Raw genomic sequence first — 23,008 nt, forward strand, 5'->3', positions numbered from 1 at the left:
ATCTCGATGGGTTTCGCTCCGCTCTACGCCATCCTACGGAGCCGGTTCGGGCTTCGGAGCACCGGCTCTTACCAGGTATCCACGAATGGCCGTTTCTTGCCGTCCCGCGCCGCCGGCTTCGCCGCCGCGTTGAGGCCGCGCAGCAGCCAGGCGCGGGTTTCCGCCGGGTCGATCACCGCGTCTATCTCCAGGAAGCTGGCCATGTTGATCGCCTTGCCGTTCTGGTAGGCCCTGGCCACCATCTTGTCGAACAGCTTCTGCCGCTCGGCGGGGTCCTCCTGGGCCGCCAGCTCCTTGGCAAAGCCCAGGCGCACCGCGCCTTCCAGGCCCATGGCGCCGAACTCGCCACTGGGCCAGGCGATGGTGAACAGCGCGGAATGGAAACTGCCCGCCGCCATGGCCTGGGCACCGAGGCCGTAGCCCTTGCGCAGCACCACCGTGAAGAAGGGCACCGAGAGGCTGGCGGCAGCCACGAACATGCGCGAGACATGGCGCACCGTCGCCTGCTTCTCCGAGTCCGGGCCGACCATGAAGCCGGGGGTGTCGCACAGCGAGAGCAAGGGGATGTCGAAGGCATCGCAGAGCTGCATGAAGCGCGCGGCCTTGTCGCCGGCCTGGGCGTCGATGGCGCCGCCCAGGTGCATGGGGTTGTTGGCCAGCAGGCCGAAGGGCTTGCCCTCGATACGGACGAAAGCGGTGATCATGCCGGGGGCGAACTGGCGGCGCAGCTCCAGCACCGAGTCCTGGTCGGCGAGCAGGCCGATCAGCGCGCGGATGTCATAGACCCGCAGGCGGTTCTCCGGAATGGCGTGGCGCAGCTCGCGCTGGTCGGCGCATTGCCAGTCGGGCAGCGTTCCCTGGAAGTAGGACAGGTAGCGCTTGGCCACGGCCACCGCCTCGGCTTCGTCCTCCACCAGCACGTCGATCACCCCGTTGGGGCCCTGCACCGACGTCGGCCCGACTTCCTCGGCCTTGAAGCTGCCCAGGCCTCCGCCTTCGATCATCGCCGGGCCGGCCATGCCGATGCTCGCGTTGCGGGTGGCGATGATCACATCGCAGCAGCCCAGCAGCGCCGCGTTGCCGGCGAAGCAGCGGCCGGACACCACCCCCACCAGCGGTACCAGGCCGGAGAGCCGGGCCATGCCGACGAAGGTGTGGCAGTCGAGCCCGGCCACGCCGACGAAGTCGGTATCCCCCGGCCGGCCGCCGCCGCCTTCGGCGAACAGCACCAGCGGCAGGCGCCATTGCTCGGCGAGGCCGAGCATGCGGTCGGTCTTCTTGTGGTTCATCACCCCCTGGGTGCCGGCGAACACCGTGTAGTCGTAGGCGATGGTCATGCAACGGGCCGCTTCGCTACCGAACTGCGCCGCGTTCACCGTGCCGAGGCCGGCCACCAGGCCGTCGGCCGGGCTCTGCTGGATCAGCTCGTCCAGGGAGCGGCGACGACGCTGGGCCGCCAGGGCCAGGGCGCCGTACTCGATGAAGCTGCCCGCATCCAGCAGGTCGTCGAGGTTCTCGCGGGTGGTGCGCTGGCCGGTCTTGCGCCGCTTGGCCACGGCGTCAGGGCGGCGCGCGTCGGTGGTGATGGCGTGGCGTTCCAGCACCTCGGCGAGGTCCGCGCGGATCTGCGCCAGGTCGCGGCTCTCCTCGCTGGCGACGGCCGCGCCATCCACCTCGGCCGGTTCCAGGTAAAGCAGGGCGGTGCCTTCGAAGAGGCTGTCGCCGGGTGTCACCGGCAAGGCGCGGACGATGCCGCCCTGGGTCGCCTTGACCACGAATTCCATCTTCATCGCTTCCAGCACCGCCACCTGCTGGCCGGGGGCGACGCTATCGCCCACCTGCACCTCCAGGCTTACCAGCACACCCTGGCTGGGGGCGTTCAGCGGTACGCAGCCGGGCGGTGCGTCGACGGCCTCGGCCCGTGCCACGCCGCCGCTGCCGGCACTGGCGAACAGATGCGGATGGGCCTGCTCGCGGGGCGCCAGCAGCGCGCCGATCTCCCGCTCGATAAAGCGGGTGTCCAGGCCACCGGCCAGCTCCGCGCGGCCCAGCAGGTTCTGCAGGAAGTGGATATTGCTCGCCACTCCTTCCAGGCGGAATTCGCAGAGGGCGCGGTAGGCGCGGCGCAGGGCGGCGGGCAGGTCCTCGCCCTGGACGATCAGCTTGGCCAGCAGCGAGTCGTAGCTGGTGCTGGTGGCATAGCCGGCGTAGCCATGGCCGTCGACGCGAATGCCGGGGCCGCTGGAGGGTTCGTAGGCGGTGATCACGCCACCGGCCGGCCGGGCGCTGCCGTCGGCCTGCATGCTTTCCAGGTTGATCCGCAACTGCACGGCGAAGCCGCGCGGAGCGGCGGGTTCCAGCAGACCCAGTTCGGCCAGGCTGGCGCCGGCGGCAAGAAGCAGTTGCGCCTGCACCAGGTCGACGCCGGTGACCGCCTCGGTGATGCAATGCTCCACCTGGATGCGCGGGTTGGCCTCCATGAATACGAAGTCGCCTTGGGCCGTGTCCACCAGGAATTCGAAGGTGCCGATGCCGCGATAGCGCGCCTCGCTGGCCAATGTCAGGGCCGCGTCGAGGATGCGCTGGCGCAGGGTCGGCTCCAGCTGCGGCGCCGGGGCGATCTCCAGGACCTTCTGCTGGCGCCGTTGCAGGCTGCAGTCGCGCTCCCACAGGTGGCTGACCCGCTCGCCATCGCCCAGCACCTGTACCTCGATATGCCGGGCCTGCTCGATCAGCCGCTCGACATACAGGTCTCCATTGCCGAAGGCGGCGCGGGCTTCCGACTGGCAGCGCGCATAGGCCTCGTCCAGCTCGGCCGCCTCGCGCACCGGGCGCATGCCGCGACCGCCGCCGCCGGCCAGGGCCTTGAGCATGATCGGGCCGCCCGCGAGAAAGGCGCGGGCCTCCTCCAGGGTGGTGGCGCGGTTGCTGCCGGCGGCCAGGGGCAGGCCGCAACGCTCGGCCAGGGCGCGGGCGCGGGCCTTGTCGCCGAACAGCTCCAGGGCTTCGGCCGAGGGACCGACGAAGCGAATGCCGGCGGCTTCGCAGCGGCGGGCGAAATCGGCGTTTTCGCTGAGGAAGCCATAGCCGGGGTGCACCGCGTCGCAGCCCTGGGCCCGGGCGATGTCCACCAGTTGCGCGGCGTCCAGGTAGGCCGCCGCGCCGCGCCCGGCCAGCGGTACCGCGAAGTCGGCCTTGCGCGGGTGCAGGGCGGTGGCGTCGTCCTCGGCGTACACCGCGACGCTCTGGATACCCAGCTCGGCGGCGGCGCGGGCGATGCGGATGGCGATTTCGCCTCGGTTGGCGATCAGCAGCTTGGTGATGGGGCGGTTCACGGTGGCGGTCCCTGTGGTGAACGGAATAGCCAATCCTAGGGGCTGGCGGGCGGGGCGGGACTGATAGTGGTTTAGGCGAATACCCCTTTCTCAGGCGCATTGATGGAGCGTTCGGGAACTTCATCGTAGGCAAGTTCGCTGCATTCTGCGCGAAAGCGCCGTTAAGCAAAGTGGCATGGAATCGGGCTATATCATGCGACGCACTTTCTCATAACACGGAGTGTGATAGTGAGCCCAAGGCCCCCCGAACCCTGCCGGTCCAATCGGCTTCCGCGTGCTGCGACTCTCCTCTTACCCCTGGCGTTCTGCGGCTCGGCCTTGGCCGGTGACTGCACGCCCACTGGCGGCGCCCGGCAGTTCGAGTTTCCCTTCAGCGCCACCTTCACCTCCCCGGACGACAACGCGCCCCAGCGGGTCCTGGCCAATGCCCATGCCTGGAACCTGGGGCAGAACTATCCGGGCTCCTGCACCTGTTCCAGGCCGGGCGTCACCTATGGTTCGTCTTTCATCTACACCACCCGCACGGACCTACCGGCCGGCTATTCGGCGGAGGTCGGCGGGCAGACCCGGCAGTTCTACCAGGTCAACCGCAATATCCAGGTGGCCTCCGAGGTCTGGGTCGCTGGCCAGAGGAATGCCTACATGCCGGTACCCCTCTCTGCCGTGAGCAACCTGATGACGGTCAACCGCATTTGCAGTACGACCGGCATCACGACGACTGCTTTCGCGTCCGGCGGCATGGGTCGGCTGCACCTGATGATCGACCGGCCCTTCATCGGTGAAGTGGTCATTCCCCGCACCCGCTTGCTCGACATGGTGGGCGCGTACGAGGTGGCGCCCACGGCCGCCGCCCAGCCCATGGCCAGCGTCTGGATGAGCGGCCGGGTGGTGGTGCCGCAGAGCTGCCGGCTGGCGCCGGGGCAGGTCACCACCATCGACTTCGGCCAGCTCAACCCGGGAGAGCTGCCGATGCCGGGGCAGAATCCCCGGCGCACGGTGTCCCGCGTATTCCAGGTGCAATGCGAGAACATCGCCCAGATGGTCTCCATCGACCTCAGCCTGGAGGGCATCACCCACTCCAGCGAACCTTCCGCCCTGGCGGTGAACGAGCGTCGTGACCTGGCGATCGTCCTTCGCCACGACGGCAGGCAGTTGCAGCCGGTGCCGCAGAACGCCAAGCCGGGGCCGGAGCACATCATTCCCCTGACCTTCGACCAGGGCAGCCAGCGTGGCGAGTTCCAGCTGGAGGCCTACCCCATCAAGCTGACTCCCATCCTGCCGCCCGGCACCTTCAACAGCCAGGTGACCCTGAAGTTCGACTTCCGCTGAACGCGGTCTTGCGCGGGCGGTGATGGCTTTTGTCCTGATCGGACCTTGCCGTCGCCGGCCGCGCTGCCGTATCTGTAGCGCCTCCGTCACGCGACCAAGGACGCGCCATGAACGAACTGCTCCACGGCCTGGACTGGGTGCTGCCCCTGCGCAGCGACACCCTGACCCCGCTGATGCACTTCTTCACCCTGCTGGGCTACGAGAAATTCATCCTGTTCTTCCTGCCGCTCGGCTACTGGGCCTGGAACCGCAGCGTGTTCCTGCGCCTGCTGGTGCTGGTGGCGGTGACCGCCTTGCTCAATGCCTGGCTCAAGGACTACTGGCAGGACCCGCGTCCGGACATCGCCCTGCGCATGGACCATGAGGTGGGCGACAGCTTCGGCCTGCCCAGCGGCCATGCCCAGATAGCCGTGGTGATCTGGTTCTGGCTAGCCTTCGAGCTGCGCCGCGCCTGGGCCTGGGTGGTGAGTGGCGTGGTGGTGGCGGGGATCATCTTCAGCCGCCTGTACCTCGGTGCCCATGATGTGGAAGACGTGATCGGCGGCTCGCTGCTGGGCATCGCCACCCTGCTGGCCTTCGCCCAGGTGCGCCACTGGAACTGGTGGGCGGGTGCCCATGGCGCCTGGCACCAGGGGCTGGTGCTGCTGGTGTTCCTCGCCGCCTGGCTGAGCTGGCCGGGCACGGCGCCCAGCTACGTGCCGCTGCTGGCGGGGCTGATGGCCGGCGTGCTGCTGGGCTTCCGGCAGATGCGTTTCTCCGCCGACGTTGCGCTCTGGCGCCGCCTGCTGGCTGCCACTATCGGTGCCGTTGCTTTCATCCTGCTGCAGAAGGTGCTGAAGCAGGCCGGCGCGCTCTGGCCCCTGGACCCGCAGCTGTGGCAGGGCCTGCGTGGCCTGGCCATGGGCCTGTTCGTGGCGGTGGCCATGCCCTGGACCCTGGTACGCCTGGGCCTGCTGGCCCAGGAAAAAGCCCCGGAGCCGGAGACCCTGGCCGAGACGATCGCCTGAGTCGGTCGGTGTTCTGCGAGCTTGCGAAACCTGTCGCTCCCCATTGATGGGTTTCGCTGTGCTCAACCACATCCTACGGTCGGCGCGGTAGGGTGGATGGCGCTTTTTCCATCCACCCGCGGTGCCATGCCGTGCTCCGACGGTGGACCGGTGAAGCGTGGTCCACCCTACGGGGCGACCTCGCCTGTTGCGCGACGGGCAGCTTGCTCGAATACCTCGTCCGCCCACTGGTTCAGGCTCTTGCCCATGGCCTGGGCGGCGATGGTAGCCGCTGCATGCACCTCGGGGCGGATGCGCAGCATCACTTTGCCCGATGCCGGTTTCTCCGGGCTGATACCACGCTCTGCGCAGTCCTCCAGATAGTCGTCCACCGCCACCTGGAACTGGCCGCGTAGCTCCGTCACCGACTGGCCCTGGAAACTGATGATGTCGCGTACACCCAGCAGGCGGCCGACGAAGATGTCATCGCGTTCGTCGAACTCGATGCGTGCGGTGTAGCCCCTGTAACTCATGCTGTTCATGGTTCAACCCCCGCTCGCTGAAGGAATTCGCGAGCTTCTTCCACCTGGTATCTCTTTGCCTCTTTGCCCGGATGCGGGCGGTGGCAACGCCATTGCATTTCCCCTAGCACGAGCCTCACGCGGGAGCCCTCCCGTTCGTGTACCTGCCCGCCGAGGTGCAGGACCAGTGCCTCGATGTCCGCGAACACGATGGATGCGCTGGTGGGCGTCCGGAAAATGGCCTGGAGCGTTCTGCGATGGCGGCTCTGCATGGCGATTGAATGATAGCAAAATTAGATAGCAGATGAGGGGGCCGACATTTCGCTGCCGGAGTCGATATAGGCCGGGGGAGGCTAGCAATTGCCGGGCGAAATGATGGGGCGCGTTGCCCGCTCGGGCTTGTGGGAAGGAGGCGAATCCAGCGTGGGACGCTACGCATACGGGGTGGTAGGTCCGTAGGGTGGATGGCGCTTTTTCCATCCACCTTCGGTGCCATGTCGTGCTCCGACGGTGGACCGGTGAAGCGTGGTCCACCCTAGGGTCAGGAGTCCTGGCAGCTTTCGTAGGTTGGGCCAAGCGCAGCGCGGCCCAACGTCGGTGGTCGGGAGCGTTGGGCTTCGCGTGGCTCAGCCACAACCTACGGTTCGGCGAATCAGCTGCGCCGTTCGACTATGTAGCGGGCCAGGGCGCGCAGGGGTTCGGCGGGCTCGCCGAGGTTGGCGACGGCGGCCAGGGCCTGGTCGCGCAGGTCGAGGGCGTAGGCCTTGGCCTGTTCCATGCCGAGCAGGGCGGGGTAGGTGGGCTTGTCGTGGGCCTGGTCCTTGCCCTGGGTCTTGCCCAGGGTGGCGGTGTCGCTTTCCACGTCGAGGATGTCGTCCTGCACCTGGAAGGCCAGGCCTACGGCGCGGGCGTAGATGCGCAGGGCCGCCAGGGACGCGCCATCGGCGCGGCCGCTGGCCAGGGCGCCGAGGCGCACGCTGGCTTCGATCAGGGCGCCGGTCTTGTGCCGGTGCATGGTTTCCAGGGCGCGCTGGTCGAGCTTGATGCCCACCGAACCCAGGTCGATGGCCTGGCCACCCACCATGCCGGCGGGGCCTGCGGCCTGGCCGAGGCTGGCAACCATGGCCAGGCGGGTCTCGGCGTCGTGGGGATTGCGCTCGGGGTCGGCCAGCACTTCGAAGGCCAGGGCTTGCAGGCCGTCGCCGGCGAGGATGGCGCAGGCTTCATCGAAGGCGATATGGGTGGTGGGCTGACCACGGCGCAGGTCGTCGTCGTCCATGGCGGGCAGGTCGTCATGGACCAGGGAATAAGCGTGGATCAGTTCCACCGCACAGGCCGCGCCATCGGCCCGCGCCGCATCGCCGCCCAGCGCGTCGCAGGCGGCGTAGACCAGCAGCGGGCGTACCCGTTTGCCGCCGTTCATTACGCTGTAGCGCATGGCCTGGTAAAGGCGTTCCAGCGGCGCCAGCGGGGGGATGAACAGGGCCTCGAGGGCAGTATCCACCCGCTCCTGGCAGCGGGCCTGGTAGCTGGCGATCATGCCTGTTCGTCCGCGTCGAAGGGGGCCTCTTCCAGTTGGCCGTCGCGCTCCAGCAGGATCTGCACTTTCTGCTCGGCCTGGTTCAGCGCGGCCTGGCATTCGCGGGTCAGGCGGATGCCCTGCTCGAAGGCGCCGAGGGAATCCTCGAGGGACAGTTCGCCGCTCTCCAGGCGTTCTACCAGGGTCTGCAGATCGGCGAGGGACTGTTCGAAATCGGGGGTGGCTTTCTTGCGGGCCATGCTGCTGTCTCGCGGAGGTCGAATCGGGCGCGACACTAGCAGAGCCGCCCCTTGCGGGCAAATGAAGGGGGCGGGCGGCAGGTCGGTTGATGGGCGGTTGACGCTTGTAGGGGCGAATTGATTCGCCATGCAGGCCGCAGGGCTGCCGAGGCGTTCGGGGGAACGCTGCGCGTTCCTTGGCGAATGAATTCGCCCCCACCCGTGCGCAGCCAAATCGACCGGGAACGAGCGGTGGCAACCGCCCGGCGAACGGTCGCAGGCCCATGGGCGCGCCGACCAGTGAGCCGAATCGCTGATGGGTGGGGACTCGCGTTGCGATTGCCGGCGTTATGCTTTGCTCAACTCGTATGGGGCGGGGGCGGTAAAGCGAAGGGAATCCCACTCCACAGGCCTTTCCAGGCAGTGTCAGCGGAAGGCAGGACGGAAGATCCAGAAGAATCACGCCATTGGCGTAAGGCCGGAACCGAGTGCAGACCCGATTCCGGCCTCTTTCATTTCGGCGGCTGGTCGTCGGCCAGCAGGGCGAAGCCCTCGCGGTTGTCGCTGACGATGCGGAAGTGCTCGCTCTGGCCCGGCTCCACATGGGCGGCCTTTTCACGGCGCAGGCGGCCCTTGGAGCAGAGGGTGTCGTCGGTCTCGTCGAGGCCGATGCCGACGATGCGGTCCCCCGGCGGCACCTGGAAGCTCGCCACTTCGCCGATGCCGATGCGCGCGGCCAACTGCCGGTCCACATGCACGGCGATGTAGCAGCCGCTGCCCAGCCCGCCCATGTCGCGATTCACCACGATCTGACCACCGCCTTGCACGGGTTCCTGGAAGGCCAGCAGGCGGTCGCTGGGCACCTGGGTGATCTCGCCCGGGTCGGTACGCCAGGACGAGCAGCCGGCGAGCAGGAGCAGGGAAACAGCGGCACAGATCAGACGCATGGGGCCCTCCTTGGGCGCAAAAGCGGAAGTGCTGGTGGAACTCTAGTGGATGGGCCGGGCTTTGCCACGCGCAGCCCGGCGAATGGCTTCAGCGCTGGCCGCTGGCATCCTCGGCCGGCAGTTTCTTCAGCCGGTAGGCCAGGGCGGGGCGGGTCATGCCGAGCAGGCGCGCGGCTTCCGACACGTTGTTCTGCGCCCGCTTCATCGCTCCCTGCATCAGGGCTTCCTCCAGCGCGTCCAGGCTCAGGCCGCTGTCGATCAGGCGGGTGACCCAGTCCGGCTCGACGCTGGCGCAGGTCTCCACCAGTGCGCCCTCGCTGGACAGGCCGATGCCCTGGGCTTCGTCGGACTGGTGCGGGAAGAGGGCGTCGGCGCTGATGCTCTGGTTGGCGTCGGTGATGATCACGCCGCGCTCAATCAGGTTCTCCAGCTCGCGGATGTTGCCCGGCCAGTCGTAGCGCAGGCAGGCTTCCAGGGCGCGGTCGGAGAGCCCCAGGGTGGTCTTGCCGTAGCGGTCGTGCAGGCGCGAGAGGAAGTGCTCCACCAGCAGCGGAATGTCTTCCTTGCGCTCGCGCAGCGAGGGGATGAACACCGGGTAGACGTTCAGCCGGTAGTAGAGGTCGGCGCGGAAGCGGCCGTCCTTCACCGCGCGGGCCAGGTCCTCGTGGGTGGCGGCCACCACCCGCACGTCCACCTTGCGGGTCTGCGAATCGCCCACCCGCTCCAGTTCTTCCTCCTGCAGCACGCGCAGCAGGCTGGCCTGGGCGCGGGGCGTGAGCTCCACCACTTCGTCGAGGAACAGGGTGCCGCCGTTGGCCCGTTCGAAACGGCCCATGCGCGACTGCTGGGCGCCGGTGTAGGCGCCGCGCTCGACACCGAACAGCTCGGCCTCGATCAGGTCCGGTGGAATGGCGGCGCAGTTCAGCGCCACGAAGGGCGCGCCGGCGCGCTCGCTGCGCAGGTGCAGGCTGCGCGCCATGACTTCCTTGCCCACGCCGGTTTCGCCGAGCAGCAGCACCGAGGCCTTGCCCGGCGCGGCCTTGTCGATCAGGGTGCAGGCCCTGCGGTAGAGCGGCGCCTGGCCGATGCCGTAGAACTGTCCGGCGTCCTCGTGCAGGCGCTGGCGCATGGTCGCCACCTGCACTTGCAGGGCTTGCAGTTCGTCGATGATCGGGTCGCTCTGGAAGTAGCGCAGGAACTCGCCGGCGTCCTCCCATTCCTCCACCGGCTTGCCGATGATCCGGCAGCGGGAATCGCCGCAGCCACGGCAACTGACTTCCTTGTAGAGCACCTGGCGGCCGAGGAAGAACGACGAATAGCTGATGGCGTAGCCGAGCAGGGTCCAGCACACCGGCTGGTCGGACTGCATGCCTTCGGCCTGGCAGTTGTCCACCTCGTAGGAGTTCTGCCACTCGAGGTCGGCGTAGAACTGGCCGTTCTCGATATCGATGTTCATCGAAATCGGCTCGACCTTGACCATGCCCTTGAGCGAATGCAGCTGCGGGCCGGTGAGGAACATCTCCACCGCGTCGGCGTCCGGGCGCAGCTTGCGCGCCAGTTCGGCGTCCTTCAGCCCCGACTGGTAGCCCAGGCGCAGGAACAGGCCCTTGGCCCGCTCGACGCCGAGCATCTCCACCAGCTCGCGGCGGAAGGAGCCCATGGCGGAGGCCTGCAGCAGGAGCATGCGTTGCTCGTCGAGCCAGATCTTGCCCTCGTTGCCGAGGAAGCGGACCCGGTCGGTCAGGTCCTTCAGGGTCGGGTGGTGCTCCGACGCCTTGTAATCAACTTTCATCGTGTCGCACCCCAGATTGTTCTTGTACGGGGAGGGGGCCGAACCACCGCTCAGGCGGGCGGTTTCGTGGGTTCGACCAGGCGGCCGGGAGACGCAAGGCAGGGCCGGGTTCTTTTTCTAAGCGGCCTGAAAGCCGCCGAAAAGTCAATTGCCAGTGGCATGGGCCAGGTGCCGATTGGCCATTTGCTCAAAGGGCTTCGGGCAATTGAGCAAATGGTTAAAACACACCGGTGGCCGGGGCTGTCGCAGGCTTGCTCCTCAGAGCTGCTCATGTCGGTTAAATCGTTTTAAAACAATGGCTTGAAGATATTCGTCGGTGGCCTTCCGTCCCTGGCACAGGCGTTGCTCTGTCTCCTGGCACCCGCCCATGGAGTCCGTTGCATGAGCCAGTCACAACCCCGCTTCGATCAACTGCCGCGCTATGTCCGGGTGCGCAGCGAACCCGATGCCGCCTTCGTCGAGTTCGACTTCGCCATCGGCTACCCGGACCTCTTCGTCGAGCTGGTCCTGCCGCAGTCCGCCTTCGCCGGCTTCTGCGAGAGCAACCGGGTCCAGCACATGGATGCGGCGATGGCCGCGGCCGTCGACGCCGACATGGAGAAATGGCGCTACGGCGAGAGCCGCGACCAAGCCGACTGAACGCCGGCCCACCCCGCACAACAACAATTACAGGACGCCTTGCATGAGTATCGAGATCAAGACGGCGACGGCCGAGCCGATCCGCCAGACCTTCAGCCACACCCGCCGGCGTTTCGGCGACAAGCCTGCCAGCCGCTACCAGGAAGCCAGCTTCGACATCGAGGCGGCCACCAACTTCCACTACCGCCCCCTGTGGCAGCCGGACAAGCTGCTCAACGACCCCACCCGCACCGCCGTGCGCATGGCCGACTGGTACGCCGTCAGCGACCCGCGCCAGTTCTACTACGGTGCCTACGTGCAGACCCGCGCCAAGATGCAGGAGAACGCCGAGCACGATTACGCCTTCTGCGAGAAGCGCAACCTGCTGGCCGGACTCAGCGCCGCCAGCCGCGAGCAGATCGCCCGCCTGCTGCTGCCCCTGCGCCACGCCGAGCTGGGCGCCAACATGAACAACAGCGGCATCGCCGCCGACGGCTACGGCACCAGCCTGACCCAGCTGCACATGTTCCAGGCCGTGGACCGGCTGGGCATCGCCCAGTACCTCTCGCGCATCGGCCTGATGCTCGACGACGGCGACACCGTGCTGCTCGCCGAAGCCAAGCGCCAGTGGCTGGAAGACCCGGCCTGGCAAGGCCTGCGCCGCTACGTGGAAGACAGCCTGGTGGTGCGCGACTGGTTCGAGCTGACCCTGGCGCAGAACCTGGTGAGCGACGGCCTGCTCTACCCGCTGCTGTTCCACAAGTTCGACGAGCAGCTCTGCGCCCAGGGCGCCGGCCAGGTGGGCATGCTCACCGAGTTCATGCGCCTGTGGTTCGCCGAGACCCAGCGCTGGGTCGATGCCCTGGTGAAGACCGTGGTCGGCGAGAGTGCCGACAACCGCCAGCTCGTCGAAGGCTGGGTGGCCAAGTGGCAAGCCCGTGCCCTGGAAGCCCTCGCACCCCTCGCGGAAATCGGCCCCGGTGCCGCCGCCCTCGACGCCGTGGCCGGCGAGTTCGCCGCCCGCCTGAAGAAACTCGGCCTTGCAGGAGCCGCGCAATGACTTCCCTCGTCTACATCGCCTTCCAGGACAACGACAACGCCCGCTACATCGTCGACGCCATCGTCCAGGACAACCCCCACGCCGTGGTCCAGCACCAGCCGGCCATGATCCGCGTGCAGGCCGAGCAGCGCCTGGAGATCAACCGCGCCACGGTCGAGGAAAAGCTCGGCCGTGAATGGGACGTGCAGGAAATGCTGATCGACGTCATCACCCTCGGCGGCAACGTCGAGGAAGACGAAGACCGCTTCGCCCTGCACTGGAACTGACCCCGCCCATAACGACAAGAATCGGGAGAGCCACCATGGCCGCCAAACGCCTGAACCAGAAAGACAAGTACCGCTGCCTGACCCGCGACCTCGCCTGGGAGCCCAGCTACCAGACCAAGGAAGACATCTACCCCTATGAGCGTTTCGAGGGCATCAAGATCACCGACTGGGACAAGTGGGAGGACCCCTTCCGCCTGACCATGGACGCCTACTGGAAGTACCAGGCCGAGAAGGAGAAGAAGCTCTACGCCATCTTCGACGCCTTCGCCCAGAACAACGGCCATACCAACCTGTCCGACGCGCGCTACGTCAACGCGCTGAAGCTGTTCCTCTCCGGCGTGACCCCGCTGGAGTACCAGGCCTACCAGGGTTTCGCCCGGGTCGGCCGGCACTTCGGCGGGGCCGGCGCACGGGTCGCCTGCCAGATGCAGGCGATCGACGAACTGCGTCACGTGCAGACCCAGATCCACGCCATGAGTCACTACAACAAGCACTTCAACGGCCTGCATGATTTCGCCCACATGCACGACCGGGTGTGGTTCCTCTCGGTGCCCAAGTCCTTCTTCGAGGACGCCCGCACCGCCGGCCCCTTCGAGTTCCTCACGGCCATCTCGTTCAGCTTCGAGTACGTGCTGACCAACCTGCTGTTCGTGCCCTTCATGTCCGGCGCCGCCTACAACGGCGACATGGCCACCGTCACCTTCGGCTTCTCGGCGCAGTCCGACGAAGCCCGGCACATGACCCTGGGGCTGGAGGTGATCAAGTTCCTGCTGGAGCAGCACGAGGACAACGTGCCGATCATCCAGCGCTGGATCGACAAGTGGTTCTGGCGCGGCTACCGCCTGCTGACGCTGGTGGGGATGATGATGGACTACATGCTGCCGAACAAAGTCATGTCCTGGGCCGAGGCCTGGGAGGTGTACTACGAGCAGGCCGGCGGCGCGCTGTTCAAGGACCTGGAGCGCTACGGCATCCGTCCGCCCAAGTACGTCGAGCAGACCACCATCGGCAAGGAGCACATCAGCCACCAGGCCTGGTCGATCTTCTACCAGTACAGCCAGGCCACCAACTTCCACACCTGGATGCCCACGGACGAGGAACTGGACTGGCTCTCGGCCAAGTACCCGGACACCTTCGACCGCATCTACCGCCCGCGCTACGAGCACTGGCGCGAGATGCAGGCACGCGGCGAGCGCTTCTACAACCCGACCCTGCCGATGCTCTGCCAGGTGTGCCAGATCCCGCTGTCGTTCACCGAGCCGGACGCCGACACCACCCTGAGCCACCGCAGCGTGCTGCACGCCGGCGAGCGCTTCCATTTCTGCTCCGACGGCTGCTGCGACATCTTCCAGTACGAGCCGGACAAGTACGTCCAGGCCTGGCTGCCGGTGCACCAGATCCTCCAGGGCAACTGCGGCGGCGGCGACGTCGAGGCGGTGGTGCGCGACTACTACAACATCGCCGCAGGCTTCGACAACTTCGACTACCAGGGCTCGCCCGAGCACCAGCGCTGGCAACAGTGGCAGGGCGACAGGCCCGCCGACTTCAACACGGCTGGCTGACCCCGGCGGCGGGCGCCACGCGCCCGCCTTTCCACCCCATTACAAGAAGGACAGCGTCATGCCCGTGACCGCCATCGGCGCCTATCAGGCGCAATCCCTGGACCGCCAGGAAAACTTCAACGGCCTGCAACTGGTGTACCTCACCTGGGACCGCCACCTGATGTTCTGCGCGCCCTTCACCCTGCCATTGCCGCCGGACATGCCGTTTGCGGACTTCATCGACAACGTGGTCAAGCCGGCCATCGCCGCGCACCCGGATGCCGTGCGAGTGGACTTCGCCCAGGCCATCTGGCGCCTCGACGACGCCGACTTCCAGCCCGACTGGCAGGCCGGCCTGGCCGCCAACGGCATCGGCCACAAGAGCCTGCTGCGCCTGGACACCCCCGGCCTGGACGGCCTCAACGGCAGCTTCAACTGAGGGCGTCGTCATGAGCTACCAAGTCACCATCGAACCCACCGGCGAACAGATAGAAGTCGAAGAGGGCCAGACCATCCTCCAGGCCGCCCTGCGCCAGGGCGTCTGGCTGCCCTTCGCCTGCGGCCACGGCACCTGCGCCACCTGCAAATTGCAGGTGCTGGAAGGCGAGGTGGACGTCGGCGCCGCCTCGCCCTTCGCCCTGATGGACATGGAGCGCGACGAGGGCAAGGTACTGGCCTGCTGCGCCATCCCCCAGAGCGACCTGGTGATCGAGGCCGACATCGACGTCGACCCCGACTTCGCGGGCCACGCCGTGGAGGACTACCAGGCGGTGGTCACCGCCCTGGAAGACCTCTCGCCCACCATCAAGGGCCTGCGCCTGAAGCTGGACCGGCCCATGGCGTTCCAGTCCGGCCAGTACATCAACCTGCAGATTCCCGGTATCGAGGGCACCCGCGCCTTCTCCCTGGCCAATCCGCCGAGCCGCGCCGACGAGGTGGAGCTGCATGTGCGCCTGGTGGAAGGCGGCCAGGCCACCGGTTTTATCCACAACCAATTGAAGGTGGGTGACGCCCTCGGGCTGTCCGGGCCCTATGGCCAGTTCTTCGTGCGCGGCTCCCAGGCCGGCGACCTGATCTTCATCGCCGGCGGCTCGGGGCTGTCCAGCCCGCAGTCGATGATCCTCGACCTGCTGGAGCAGGGTGACTCGCGGCGCATGGTGCTGTTCCAGGGCGCGCGCAATCGCGCCGAACTGTACAACCGCGAGCTGTTCGAGCGCCTGGCCGAGGAGCACGAGAACTTCACCTACGTCCCGGCCCTGAGCCAGGCCGCCGAGGACAGCCAGTGGAGCGGCTTCCGTGGCTACGTGCACGACGCGGCGAAAAAACACTTCGACGGCCGCTTCTCCGGCAGCAAGGCCTACCTCTGCGGGCCGCCGCCGATGATCGACGCTGCCGTCACCACGCTGATGCAGGGCCGGTTGTTCGAGCGCGACATCTTCATGGAGCGCTTCCTCACCGCCGCCGACGGCGCCGGCGAAAGCACCCGCTCAGCTCTGTTCAAGCGCATCTGATCCCGCCGCACCCGCCGTTCCGCGCCTTGGCGCGGAGGGCGGTCCACGCCCATAAGAACAACAAGGTAAAGCCTATGAGCACCACGTTGCGTGTCCTGTCCTGCTGCATCCTCGCGTCCCTCGGTCCTGTCGCCCAGGCCACCGAAGGGGGCGGCTCCACCTACCCCGTTGGCGCGGAAAGCTTCATGTCCGGGGTGATGCCGCCACCGGGTTTCTATGGCCAGGTGTTCTCCACCCACTATGAAGCCGACACCCTGCGCGGCAACGACGGACGCAGCCTGCCCGTGGACTTCCGCGTGCGTGCCAACGTCGTCGCGCCGCGGCTGATCTGGGTTACCGAGCAGCAGGTGCTCGGCGGCAGCCTGGCCTTCGCCGCGCTGTTCCCCCTGGTGGACCTCAAGGTGGAGGTGAACGGCCAGTCCCAGAGCAAGCGCGGCCTGGGCGACATCATCTTCGGCCCGGCGCTGGGCCATCACTACAGCGACAAGCTGCACAGCGTGGTCGCCCTGGACTTCATCGCGCCCTCGGGCGAATACGACCGCGGCGACCTGGCCAATATCGGGCGCAACTACTGGACCATCGAACCGGTGCTGGCGATCTCCCACGTCGACCCGGCCGGGCTCAATGCCAGCGCCAAGATCATGTACGACTTCAACCTGGAGAACTCCGCCACGGACTACCGCTCGGGCCAGGAATTCCACGTCGACTACGCCCTGGGCTGGGGCCTGGGCAATGGCTGGGTGCTGGGCGTGGGCGGCTACTACTACCGGCAGACCACCGACGACCGCCAGAACGGCGAACGCATCGAGGACAACAAGGGTCGCGCCTTCGCCATCGGCCCGTCGGCGATGTACAGCAGCAAGGACGGCTGGTTCGTCACCGCCAAGTGGGAGCAGGAAAGCCAGGTGCGCAACCGCGCCGAAGGGGATGCCTACTGGCTGAAGCTGACGGTGCCTTTCTAGCGCTTTGCTCCCCTCTCCCTCCGGGAGAGGGGCGGGGGTGAGGGGAGTTGGACTTGGCGCTGAAGGGCGGACCGCTGGCCCGCTTGGCGAATGAATTCGCCCCTACAAGGGCGAGGCGGGCGCGTAGGTGAATCACCCCCGCCGAAACACCAGCGCCTTCAGCCCCGCATCCGCGTCGATGTCCTCGAACTCCGGCGGATTCTCCAGGCGCTCCACGAAGCGCAGCTCGGGCGCTTCGGCCTGCATGCCCTGGATGAGGAAGTCCGGCCCGATGCCGGGGTCGTTGACGCACGCCAGCACCAGGCCCTGCTCGGTCAGCAGTTCCGGCAGGCGGCGGAGGATCTTCTGGTAGTCGCGGGTGAGGGCGAAGCTGCCTTTCTGGAAGGACGGCGGATCGATGATCACCAGGTCGTAGGGGCCGAGCTTCTTCACCTTGCCCCAGGACTTGAACAGCTCGTGGCCGAGGAAGCCCACGCGGCTGACGTCATGGTCGTTCAGGCGGTGATTGTCGCGGCCACGGCTGAGGGCCGAACTGGCCATGTCCAGGTTCACCACCCGCTCGGCGCCGCCGGCGATGGCCGCCACCGAAAAGCCGCAGGTGTAGGCGAACAGGTTGAGCACCGTCCTGCCCGCCGCGTTCGCCCGGACCCAGTCGCGGCCGTAGCGCATGTCGAGGAACAGGCCGTTGTTCTGCTTCTTGCCCAGGTCCAGCTTGAAGCGCAGGCCGCCTTCGCTGACCACGCACTCGTCCACCGCCTCGCCCCAGAGCAACTCGACGCTGCTTTCCAGCAGGTAGCGGTGCTGCAGCAGCAGGGTTCGCGCACCGCTGCCTTGCCAGGTGGGCGATTGGGTCAGGCTCGCCAGCATCGCTTTCAGCGCGTCCAGCTCCGCTTGCTCCACTTCGCGGAACAGCGACACCAGCACCACGCCTTGCAGCCAGTCCACCGTGACATGTTCCAGCCCCGCCCAGCGCCGTCCACGGCCGTGGAAAATGCGCCGAATCTCGCCCGGCGGGTTGTCCAGGGCGGTGGTGAGTTGCTGCTGCAGGGTGGCGATGGCGTCGAGGTTCATGGCGGCGGTTCGTGAAAGCGGGGCGGCATTCTACCCTCGTTGGCCATGGCGGGAAGGCTGGGTCGGTGGGCTTGCCGTTCAGCCACCCAGGGCGATGATCGCGAACATCAGGGCGGTACCGACAATCGCCATCGCCGCTCCACCCGCCCAGGTATTGCCGCCCGAGTAGCGGGCCAGCATCCAGCCGGCGGCGAACAGCATGCCCAGGGCCACCAGGTTGGAGGTGCGGATCGCCAGCCCCGTATCGGCCAGGAGCAGGAAGGGAATGACGATGGGGAAGGTCGCCAGCACCACCAGCAGAAAGGTGCCCAGGGCGCCGAGGAAATCGTCCAGCCCCAATCCCGTCCGAACGGGCGCGCCGCTGTAGTCGATCAAGCGACGGCGGAGCATTTCCAGGCCTTCGGCACCCGCCGCCGCGGCGATGCGCGGCGGCAACGCGTCGGCGACCAGGGCCTGGCCATCGCGGGCATCGGCGCTGTTCTGCAGGCGCTGCAGCAAGGTTCGGTTGCGGGTGCGGTCGGTCCAGGTCCGCAACAGGTAGATGACGGCATCTGCCAGGCCCCAGGCCAGGTTGCAGCCGAAGGCCGCGATCAGCATGGTGCGCGCCTCCTCGCGGCCGGATGTCGCCACACTCAGCGCCCCGACGAAGGTCATCGCCATCAGCAGGCCGAAAATCACTTCGGTGATGCGATCGGGTGGGTCGAGTATCGGTCGCCGCTTCTCATTGTCCGCTTCGATCATGGCGCATCTCCCAGGCCCTGGCGGCCGAGCCGCCAGGGCCGGCGGCGGGTCAAAGGCTGAGGAAGCCGCTGTAGAGCCCGTAACCGGCTATCAGGGCGCCAATGACCACCACCAGGAAGATCACTTTCTCGACGCCGGTGAACACCGGTTGGCCCAGCTCACGCTTGGCCTTGGCGAACAGGATGGCCCCGGGTGCATAGAGCAGCGCCGACAGCAGCAGGTACTGCACGCCCGCCGCGTACACCAGCCATATGGCGTAGAGGACGGCGACCAGGGCGATCAGCAGGTCCTTGCCACGCTCACCGGGTGCCTGCTCGTAGGTTTCGTGGCGCCAGGCCAGCAGCAGGGCGTAGGCCGCGGACCAGAAGTAGGGCACCAGGATCATGGAGGTCGCCAGGTACAGCAGGCTGAGGTAGGTGGAGCTGTTGAACAGGGTGACGACCAGGAACAGCTGGATGAGACCGTTGGACAGCCACAGCGCATTGGCCGGCACCTGGTTGGCGTTCTCCTTGCGCAGGAACTCCGGCATGGTGTGGTCACGGGCGCTGGCAAAGAGTATTTCCGCGCAGAGCAGCGTCCAGGACAGCAACGCACCCGCCAGCGACACGATCAGCCCGACGCTGATCAGCACCGCGCCCCAGTGGCCCACCACATGCTCCAGCACGCCGGCCATGGAGGGGTTCTTCAGGCCGGCCAGGGCGGCCTGGGCCATGATCCCCTGGGACAGGATGTTCACCAGCACCAACAGCAGCAGTACACCGATGAAACCCACCACGGTTGCCTTGCCCACGTCGCTGCGCTTTTCGGCACGGGCGGAGAAGATGCTCGCGCCCTCGATGCCGATGAACACCCACACGGTGACCAGCATCATCTTGCGCACCTGGTCCATCACCGTGCCGAGGTCGCTGTTGCCGGCGCCCCAGAAGTCGGCGGTGAACACATCCATCTTGAAGGCCACGCCGGCGATCACGATGAACAGCGCCAGCGGCACCATCTTGGCGATGGTGGTGAGGGTGTTGATGAAGGCGGCCTCCTTGATCCCGCGCAGCACCAGGAAGTGCAGGCACCAGAGCAGTACCGAGGCGCAGATGATCGCGGGCAGGGTGTTGCCTTCGCCGAACATCGGGAAGAAGAAACCGAGGGTGCTGAACAGCAGCACCATGTAGCTGACGTTGCCGATCCAGGCGCTGATCCAGTAACCCCAGGCCGAGGAGAAGCCCATGTAGTCACCGAAGCCGGCCTTGGCGTAGGCGTACACCCCGCCGTCGAGGGTGGGCTTGCGGTTGGCGAGGGTCTGGAACACGAACGCCAGCATCAACATGCCGACGCCGGTGATCAGCCAGCCGATCAGCGTGGCGCCGGCACTGGCGCTCGCGGCGATGTTCTGGGGCAGGGAGAAAATGCCGCCGCCGACCATGGAGCCGACGACCAGAGCGATCAACGCCCCGACCTTCAATTTGTCACTGCCGGTCGCGACCTGGGTTTCCTTGTGGGGCGGGAAGTCCTTGTCGATCTTGCTGGTTGTATCGACCATCTGAAGCTCCTTGCCCGAGCGGGCATCGTTCAAATAGATGGCCGGCCAACTGGAAATGGTCGCTAACCTACGGCATGACCCTTCGAGTGGCACGCGCCACCGAACAGACTGCTTGTATCGCTGCTGAGAGTTGGTTCGATGCAACTCATGCCCCGCAGCCGGGTACTGCACAAACGATAGACGCCCTACGAGCCCCGCAACATGCGAAAGTGCTCGGCAGCCCAGTGTTTCCGGGTTTCTTGCGACAGTGAGTGAGGCGCGTTCACGCGCATCTCCAGCTTGAGGGCGAAGGAGGTGGCGGATGCCTGGTCCGGGAAAACGATGGTCAGACCACAGGCATGCACCAGCCACAGGGGCCGTTCCTGCGTGGAGACCAACTCGATCGACAGGTCCATCAGCCTCTCCCGAAGCGTCGGAAGCGATGCCTACAGGTCCAGTTTAGCCATTGGTCGGGTAATGAAAGGGCAGTCCGAGTTCTTTTTTGGAACGCTCCAGGCCACGGCTGACAAGGACTTGAGGCAGTTTCGCGAGGTTTTCGACGTCGCCCGAATAGGCAGCCATTCTTAGGGTGTTCCCACCCCATGAAACGCTTGGCGTCCAGGTCAGGAAAGTCGACCTGGCCACGCCGGATATGCTGGTTTCCTGAACCGTCCCACCGAGGCAGGCGGAGCGCCCGATGAACGACAGCCAGCCCACCCAACCGAACGAGCCCGGGCGCTTGCCGCAATCCTCCGCCCCGACTGGCTGGCGCCGCTGGTTGCCCGGGTTGCAGGTGCTGCGCACCTACCAGGCCGGCTGGCTGCCGAAAGACCTGCTCGCCGGCCTGGTGCTGACCACCATGCTGGTGCCGGTGGGCATCGCCTACGCCGAGGCCTCCGGCGTACCGGGCATCTATGGCCTGTACGCCACCATCGTGCCGCTGCTGGCCTATGCGCTGTTCGGACCCAGTCGCATTCTCGTGCTCGGCCCGGACTCGGCGCTGGCGGCCATCATCCTCGCCGTGGTGCTGCCGTTGTCCGGCGGCGACCCCTTGCGCGCCATCGCCCTGGCCAGCGGCATGGCGCTGGTATCGGGGTTGGTCTGTGTGGGCGCCGGCCTGCTGAAGTTGGGGTTCATCACCGAGCTGCTGTCCAAGCCTATTCGCTACGGCTACATGAATGGTATCGCCTTCACCGTACTGGTGAGCCAGACGCCCAAGCTGTTCGGCATCTCCCTCGACGGTAGCGGGCCACTGCGGGAAATCTTCCTCCTCGGCCGGGCCCTCCAGGGCGGCCAGGCCAACTGGGTCGCCTTCGCCGTGGGGGCTGGCACCCTGGCGCTGATCTTGCTGCTCAAGCGTTTCGAGCGGGTGCCCGGCATTCTCATTGCCGTGGTCGCGGCGACCCTGCTGGTGGGCGGGCTCGACCTGGCCACCAGCCACGGCCTCAAGGTGCTGGGCCCCATGCCGCAGGGGCTTCCGGGCTTTGCGGTGCCCTGGCTGCGGCCGGAAGACCTGGTCAGCGTGCTGATTGGCGGCTTCGCCGTGGCGCTGGTGTCCTTCGCCGACACCAGCGTGCTGTCGCGCACCTTTGCGGCGAGGCTCCGCACCCCGGTGGACCCCAACCAGGAAATGGTCGGCCTGGGCGTCGCCAACCTGGCGACGGGTTTTTTCCAGGGTTTCCCCATCAGCAGCAGTTCTTCCCGTACGCCGGTGGCGGAAGCGGCCGGGTCCCAGACGCAACTGACCGGGGTGTTCGGCGCCATTGCCGTGTCGCTGTTGCTGCTCCTGGCCCCCAACCTGCTGCAGAACCTGCCCAACAGTGCCCTGGCCGCCGTGGTGATCGCCGCCGCCATCGGCCTCTTCGAGTTCAAGGACCTGGCGCGCATCTACCGCATCCAGCGGTGGGAGTTCTGGCTCTCCATCACCTGCTTCGTCGGCGTTGCGGTGCTCGGCGCGGTCCCAGGCATCGGCCTGGCAGTGGTGATCGCCGTGATCGAGTTCCTCTGGGACGGCTGGCGCCCACACTATGCGGTACTCGGCCGCGTCGACGGCATCCGCGGCTTTCACGATATCTCCCGCTATCCGGGGGCGCGTCTGGTACCGGGGCTGGTGCTGTTCCGCTGGGATGCGCCGCTGTTCTTCGCCAATGCCGAGCTGTTCCAGAAGTGCGTGCTGGAGGCCATCGCCCGGTCCCCGACCGACGTGCGTCGGCTGGTGATCACGGCGGAACCGGTGACCAGCGTGGACGTCACCTCGGCGGACATGCTCGTCGAACTCGAGCAGACCCTGCGTGCCGCCGGCGTCGAGCTGCGCTTCGCGGAAGTGAAGGACCCGGTCAAGGAAAAGCTCCAGCGCCTGGAAGTGCTCGACCACATCGGCCACGACGTTTTCCAGCCCACGGTGGGGGCCGCCGTGGATGCCTACCTGGAAGAGCACAACGTGGACTGGACGCCTTAGCGAATCTGGATGGGGTGCGGGCGACGCCATCGCGTGGCGCCCCCGCGTCACTGCCTATAGGAAGAGGGCGATCAGGATGATGATCGGGATAGGAATCCCGATGAGCCAGAGCAGTACAGAGCGCATGGCGTACTCCTTCGAATGGCCAAGCCATTCCCTGTGGAAATGAGGCGTTCAAAGGTTTAGGGAGAGGGTCGCCCGGATGGTTCAGGTTTTTCGCGGGGCGGTTGGCAAAGCCGAGCCTTCCGTCGGGACGCCTTGGCAGGCTATGGGCGATTCGCCACTATGCGCGCCCCTGACGCAAGGATGCGAGCGCAAGCCCGTGATTGACCGATCCCCGACCGTATACCGCCGGCCGATGAAACCGCTCTGGCTGCTGCTGACCGTGCTGACCTACCTGGCCGGGATGCTGTTCATGGCGGCATTGCTGGGCCTCGACTGGCTGCTGCTCGGCGGCGCCTTCGAAGCAGAAAAGCCGGGTGTTTCCCATTGGTTATCCACAGGTGCCGGACTGCTGGTGCTGGGCGGTTGCCTGCACATCCTGCGGATGGCACTGCCGCGGCTGCGAGTGCCGGGGTGGAGGCGGGGATAGCCAGACC

22 protein-coding genes are annotated in these 23,008 nt (G+C 66.9%); 11 read left to right on the forward strand and 11 right to left on the reverse strand.

Going from position 1 to position 23,008, the window contains the following annotated elements; genetic code table 11:
* Nucleotides 1-68: 68 nt before the first annotated feature.
* Nucleotides 69-3,335: a carboxyl transferase domain-containing protein gene (locus PCA10_RS03450; RefSeq protein WP_016490621.1), complete on the reverse strand. Its 3,267-nt coding sequence runs from the start codon at nt 3,333-3,335 to the stop codon at nt 69-71.
* A 318-nt stretch (nt 3,336-3,653) separates the two neighbouring features.
* On the opposite strand from PCA10_RS03450, the gene PCA10_RS29175 reads away from it, so the two are divergent.
* On the forward strand, nt 3,654-4,664 hold the full coding sequence (locus tag PCA10_RS29175) for a fimbrial protein (RefSeq protein ID WP_016490622.1): 1,011 nt from the start codon (nt 3,654-3,656) through the stop codon (nt 4,662-4,664).
* Between the two features lie 107 nt (nt 4,665-4,771).
* The gene (locus PCA10_RS29180; RefSeq protein ID WP_016490623.1) at nt 4,772-5,671 is read left to right on the forward strand and encodes a phosphatase PAP2 family protein; all 900 of its coding nucleotides are present in this window, start codon (nt 4,772-4,774) and stop codon (nt 5,669-5,671) included.
* Between the two features lie 167 nt (nt 5,672-5,838).
* Here PCA10_RS29180 and PCA10_RS03465 read toward each other — a convergent pair whose 3' ends face one another.
* The 6 genes from PCA10_RS03465 to PCA10_RS03490 form a co-directional block, all read right to left on the reverse strand.
* Nucleotides 5,839-6,192, reverse strand: coding sequence for a type II toxin-antitoxin system HicB family antitoxin (locus PCA10_RS03465; RefSeq protein WP_016490624.1), 354 nt, complete (start codon nt 6,190-6,192; stop codon nt 5,839-5,841).
* Complete coding sequence (locus PCA10_RS03470) at nt 6,189-6,443, reverse strand: type II toxin-antitoxin system HicA family toxin (RefSeq protein ID WP_016490625.1); 255 nt, start codon at nt 6,441-6,443, stop codon at nt 6,189-6,191. Before PCA10_RS03470 ends, PCA10_RS03465 begins: the two co-directional genes overlap by 4 nt.
* Nucleotides 6,444-6,823: 380 nt before the next feature.
* A complete protein-coding gene (ispA, locus tag PCA10_RS03475) occupies nt 6,824-7,711 on the reverse strand; it encodes a (2E,6E)-farnesyl diphosphate synthase (protein WP_016490626.1) in 888 nt (295 codons plus the stop codon).
* Nucleotides 7,708-7,950, reverse strand: coding sequence for an exodeoxyribonuclease VII small subunit (locus PCA10_RS03480; protein ID WP_016490627.1), 243 nt, complete (start codon nt 7,948-7,950; stop codon nt 7,708-7,710). Before PCA10_RS03480 ends, ispA begins: the two co-directional genes overlap by 4 nt.
* A gap of 491 nt (nt 7,951-8,441) precedes the next feature.
* Nucleotides 8,442-8,876: a hypothetical protein gene (locus PCA10_RS03485; protein ID WP_016490628.1), complete on the reverse strand. Its 435-nt coding sequence runs from the start codon at nt 8,874-8,876 to the stop codon at nt 8,442-8,444.
* An 88-nt stretch (nt 8,877-8,964) separates the two neighbouring features.
* Nucleotides 8,965-10,668 (reverse strand): sigma-54-dependent Fis family transcriptional regulator, encoded by a 1,704-nt coding sequence (locus tag PCA10_RS03490; RefSeq protein ID WP_016490629.1) that lies wholly within the window; start codon nt 10,666-10,668, stop codon nt 8,965-8,967.
* A 381-nt stretch (nt 10,669-11,049) separates the two neighbouring features.
* On the opposite strand from PCA10_RS03490, the gene PCA10_RS03495 reads away from it, so the two are divergent.
* From PCA10_RS03495 to PCA10_RS03525, 7 genes are all read left to right on the forward strand, one after another.
* Nucleotides 11,050-11,307: a phenol hydroxylase subunit gene (locus PCA10_RS03495; RefSeq protein ID WP_016490630.1), complete on the forward strand. Its 258-nt coding sequence runs from the start codon at nt 11,050-11,052 to the stop codon at nt 11,305-11,307.
* A 43-nt stretch (nt 11,308-11,350) separates the two neighbouring features.
* A complete protein-coding gene (locus tag PCA10_RS03500; RefSeq protein ID WP_016490631.1) occupies nt 11,351-12,346 on the forward strand; it encodes an aromatic/alkene monooxygenase hydroxylase subunit beta in 996 nt (331 codons plus the stop codon).
* Nucleotides 12,343-12,612, forward strand: a complete 270-nt coding sequence (locus PCA10_RS03505; RefSeq protein WP_016490632.1) for an MmoB/DmpM family protein — start codon at nt 12,343-12,345, stop codon at nt 12,610-12,612. Before PCA10_RS03500 ends, PCA10_RS03505 begins: the two co-directional genes overlap by 4 nt.
* A 35-nt stretch (nt 12,613-12,647) precedes the next feature.
* The gene (locus tag PCA10_RS03510) at nt 12,648-14,174 is read left to right on the forward strand and encodes an aromatic/alkene/methane monooxygenase hydroxylase/oxygenase subunit alpha (RefSeq protein ID WP_016490633.1); all 1,527 of its coding nucleotides are present in this window, start codon (nt 12,648-12,650) and stop codon (nt 14,172-14,174) included.
* Between the two features lie 58 nt (nt 14,175-14,232).
* Nucleotides 14,233-14,592, forward strand: a complete 360-nt coding sequence (locus tag PCA10_RS03515; RefSeq protein ID WP_016490634.1) for a phenol hydroxylase subunit P4 — start codon at nt 14,233-14,235, stop codon at nt 14,590-14,592.
* A 10-nt stretch (nt 14,593-14,602) separates the two neighbouring features.
* Nucleotides 14,603-15,664, forward strand: coding sequence for an NADH:ubiquinone reductase (Na(+)-transporting) subunit F (locus tag PCA10_RS03520; protein WP_016490635.1), 1,062 nt, complete (start codon nt 14,603-14,605; stop codon nt 15,662-15,664).
* Between the two features lie 74 nt (nt 15,665-15,738).
* The gene (locus PCA10_RS03525; protein ID WP_016490636.1) at nt 15,739-16,626 is read left to right on the forward strand and encodes a SphA family protein; all 888 of its coding nucleotides are present in this window, start codon (nt 15,739-15,741) and stop codon (nt 16,624-16,626) included.
* A 132-nt stretch (nt 16,627-16,758) separates the two neighbouring features.
* On the opposite strand, the gene PCA10_RS03530 is transcribed toward PCA10_RS03525, so the two are convergent.
* The 4 genes from PCA10_RS03530 to PCA10_RS03545 form a co-directional block, all read right to left on the reverse strand.
* Nucleotides 16,759-17,697, reverse strand: a complete 939-nt coding sequence (locus PCA10_RS03530) for a class I SAM-dependent methyltransferase (RefSeq protein WP_016490637.1) — start codon at nt 17,695-17,697, stop codon at nt 16,759-16,761.
* Between the two features lie 78 nt (nt 17,698-17,775).
* Nucleotides 17,776-18,438, reverse strand: coding sequence for a VIT1/CCC1 transporter family protein (locus PCA10_RS03535; RefSeq protein ID WP_016490638.1), 663 nt, complete (start codon nt 18,436-18,438; stop codon nt 17,776-17,778).
* A 49-nt stretch (nt 18,439-18,487) separates the two neighbouring features.
* Complete coding sequence (arcD, locus tag PCA10_RS03540) at nt 18,488-19,972, reverse strand: arginine-ornithine antiporter (protein ID WP_016490639.1); 1,485 nt, start codon at nt 19,970-19,972, stop codon at nt 18,488-18,490.
* Nucleotides 19,973-20,157: 185 nt separating this feature from the next.
* Complete coding sequence (locus PCA10_RS03545) at nt 20,158-20,367, reverse strand: hypothetical protein (RefSeq protein WP_016490640.1); 210 nt, start codon at nt 20,365-20,367, stop codon at nt 20,158-20,160.
* A gap of 281 nt (nt 20,368-20,648) precedes the next feature.
* Here PCA10_RS03545 and PCA10_RS03550 point away from each other — a divergent pair, with 281 nt between their 5' ends.
* Complete coding sequence (locus PCA10_RS03550; protein ID WP_016490642.1) at nt 20,649-22,409, forward strand: SulP family inorganic anion transporter; 1,761 nt, start codon at nt 20,649-20,651, stop codon at nt 22,407-22,409.
* Between the two features lie 358 nt (nt 22,410-22,767).
* Nucleotides 22,768-23,001 (forward strand): hypothetical protein, encoded by a 234-nt coding sequence (locus PCA10_RS03555; protein WP_041770119.1) that lies wholly within the window; start codon nt 22,768-22,770, stop codon nt 22,999-23,001.
* The last annotated feature ends 7 nt before the right edge of the window (nt 23,002-23,008 follow it).

The sequence above is a fragment of the Pseudomonas resinovorans NBRC 106553 genome (assembly GCF_000412695.1).
GTDB classification, from domain to species: domain Bacteria; phylum Pseudomonadota; class Gammaproteobacteria; order Pseudomonadales; family Pseudomonadaceae; genus Metapseudomonas; species Metapseudomonas resinovorans_A.

Bases quoted from the DNA above. Each gene is read 5' to 3' on its own strand.
- PCA10_RS29180 (WP_016490623.1), top strand. From the start codon at position 4,772: ATGAACGAACTGCTCCACGGCCTGGACTGGGTGCTGCCCCTGCGCAGC.
- PCA10_RS03465 (WP_016490624.1), bottom strand. From the start codon at position 6,192: ATGAACAGCATGAGTTACAGGGGCTACACCGCACGCATCGAGTTCGAC.
- PCA10_RS03470 (WP_016490625.1), bottom strand. From the start codon at position 6,443: ATGCAGAGCCGCCATCGCAGAACGCTCCAGGCCATTTTCCGGACGCCC.
- ispA (WP_016490626.1), bottom strand. From the start codon at position 7,711: ATGATCGCCAGCTACCAGGCCCGCTGCCAGGAGCGGGTGGATACTGCC.
- PCA10_RS03480 (WP_016490627.1), bottom strand. From the start codon at position 7,950: ATGGCCCGCAAGAAAGCCACCCCCGATTTCGAACAGTCCCTCGCCGAT.
- PCA10_RS03485 (WP_016490628.1), bottom strand. From the start codon at position 8,876: ATGCGTCTGATCTGTGCCGCTGTTTCCCTGCTCCTGCTCGCCGGCTGC.
- PCA10_RS03490 (WP_016490629.1), bottom strand. From the start codon at position 10,668: ATGAAAGTTGATTACAAGGCGTCGGAGCACCACCCGACCCTGAAGGAC.
- PCA10_RS03495 (WP_016490630.1), top strand. From the start codon at position 11,050: ATGAGCCAGTCACAACCCCGCTTCGATCAACTGCCGCGCTATGTCCGG.
- PCA10_RS03500 (WP_016490631.1), top strand. From the start codon at position 11,351: ATGAGTATCGAGATCAAGACGGCGACGGCCGAGCCGATCCGCCAGACC.
- PCA10_RS03505 (WP_016490632.1), top strand. From the start codon at position 12,343: ATGACTTCCCTCGTCTACATCGCCTTCCAGGACAACGACAACGCCCGC.
- PCA10_RS03510 (WP_016490633.1), top strand. From the start codon at position 12,648: ATGGCCGCCAAACGCCTGAACCAGAAAGACAAGTACCGCTGCCTGACC.
- PCA10_RS03515 (WP_016490634.1), top strand. From the start codon at position 14,233: ATGCCCGTGACCGCCATCGGCGCCTATCAGGCGCAATCCCTGGACCGC.
- PCA10_RS03520 (WP_016490635.1), top strand. From the start codon at position 14,603: ATGAGCTACCAAGTCACCATCGAACCCACCGGCGAACAGATAGAAGTC.
- PCA10_RS03525 (WP_016490636.1), top strand. From the start codon at position 15,739: ATGAGCACCACGTTGCGTGTCCTGTCCTGCTGCATCCTCGCGTCCCTC.
- PCA10_RS03530 (WP_016490637.1), bottom strand. From the start codon at position 17,697: ATGAACCTCGACGCCATCGCCACCCTGCAGCAGCAACTCACCACCGCC.
- PCA10_RS03535 (WP_016490638.1), bottom strand. From the start codon at position 18,438: ATGATCGAAGCGGACAATGAGAAGCGGCGACCGATACTCGACCCACCC.
- arcD (WP_016490639.1), bottom strand. From the start codon at position 19,972: ATGGTCGATACAACCAGCAAGATCGACAAGGACTTCCCGCCCCACAAG.
- PCA10_RS03545 (WP_016490640.1), bottom strand. From the start codon at position 20,367: ATGGACCTGTCGATCGAGTTGGTCTCCACGCAGGAACGGCCCCTGTGG.
- PCA10_RS03550 (WP_016490642.1), top strand. From the start codon at position 20,649: ATGAACGACAGCCAGCCCACCCAACCGAACGAGCCCGGGCGCTTGCCG.
- PCA10_RS03555 (WP_041770119.1), top strand. From the start codon at position 22,768: ATGAAACCGCTCTGGCTGCTGCTGACCGTGCTGACCTACCTGGCCGGG.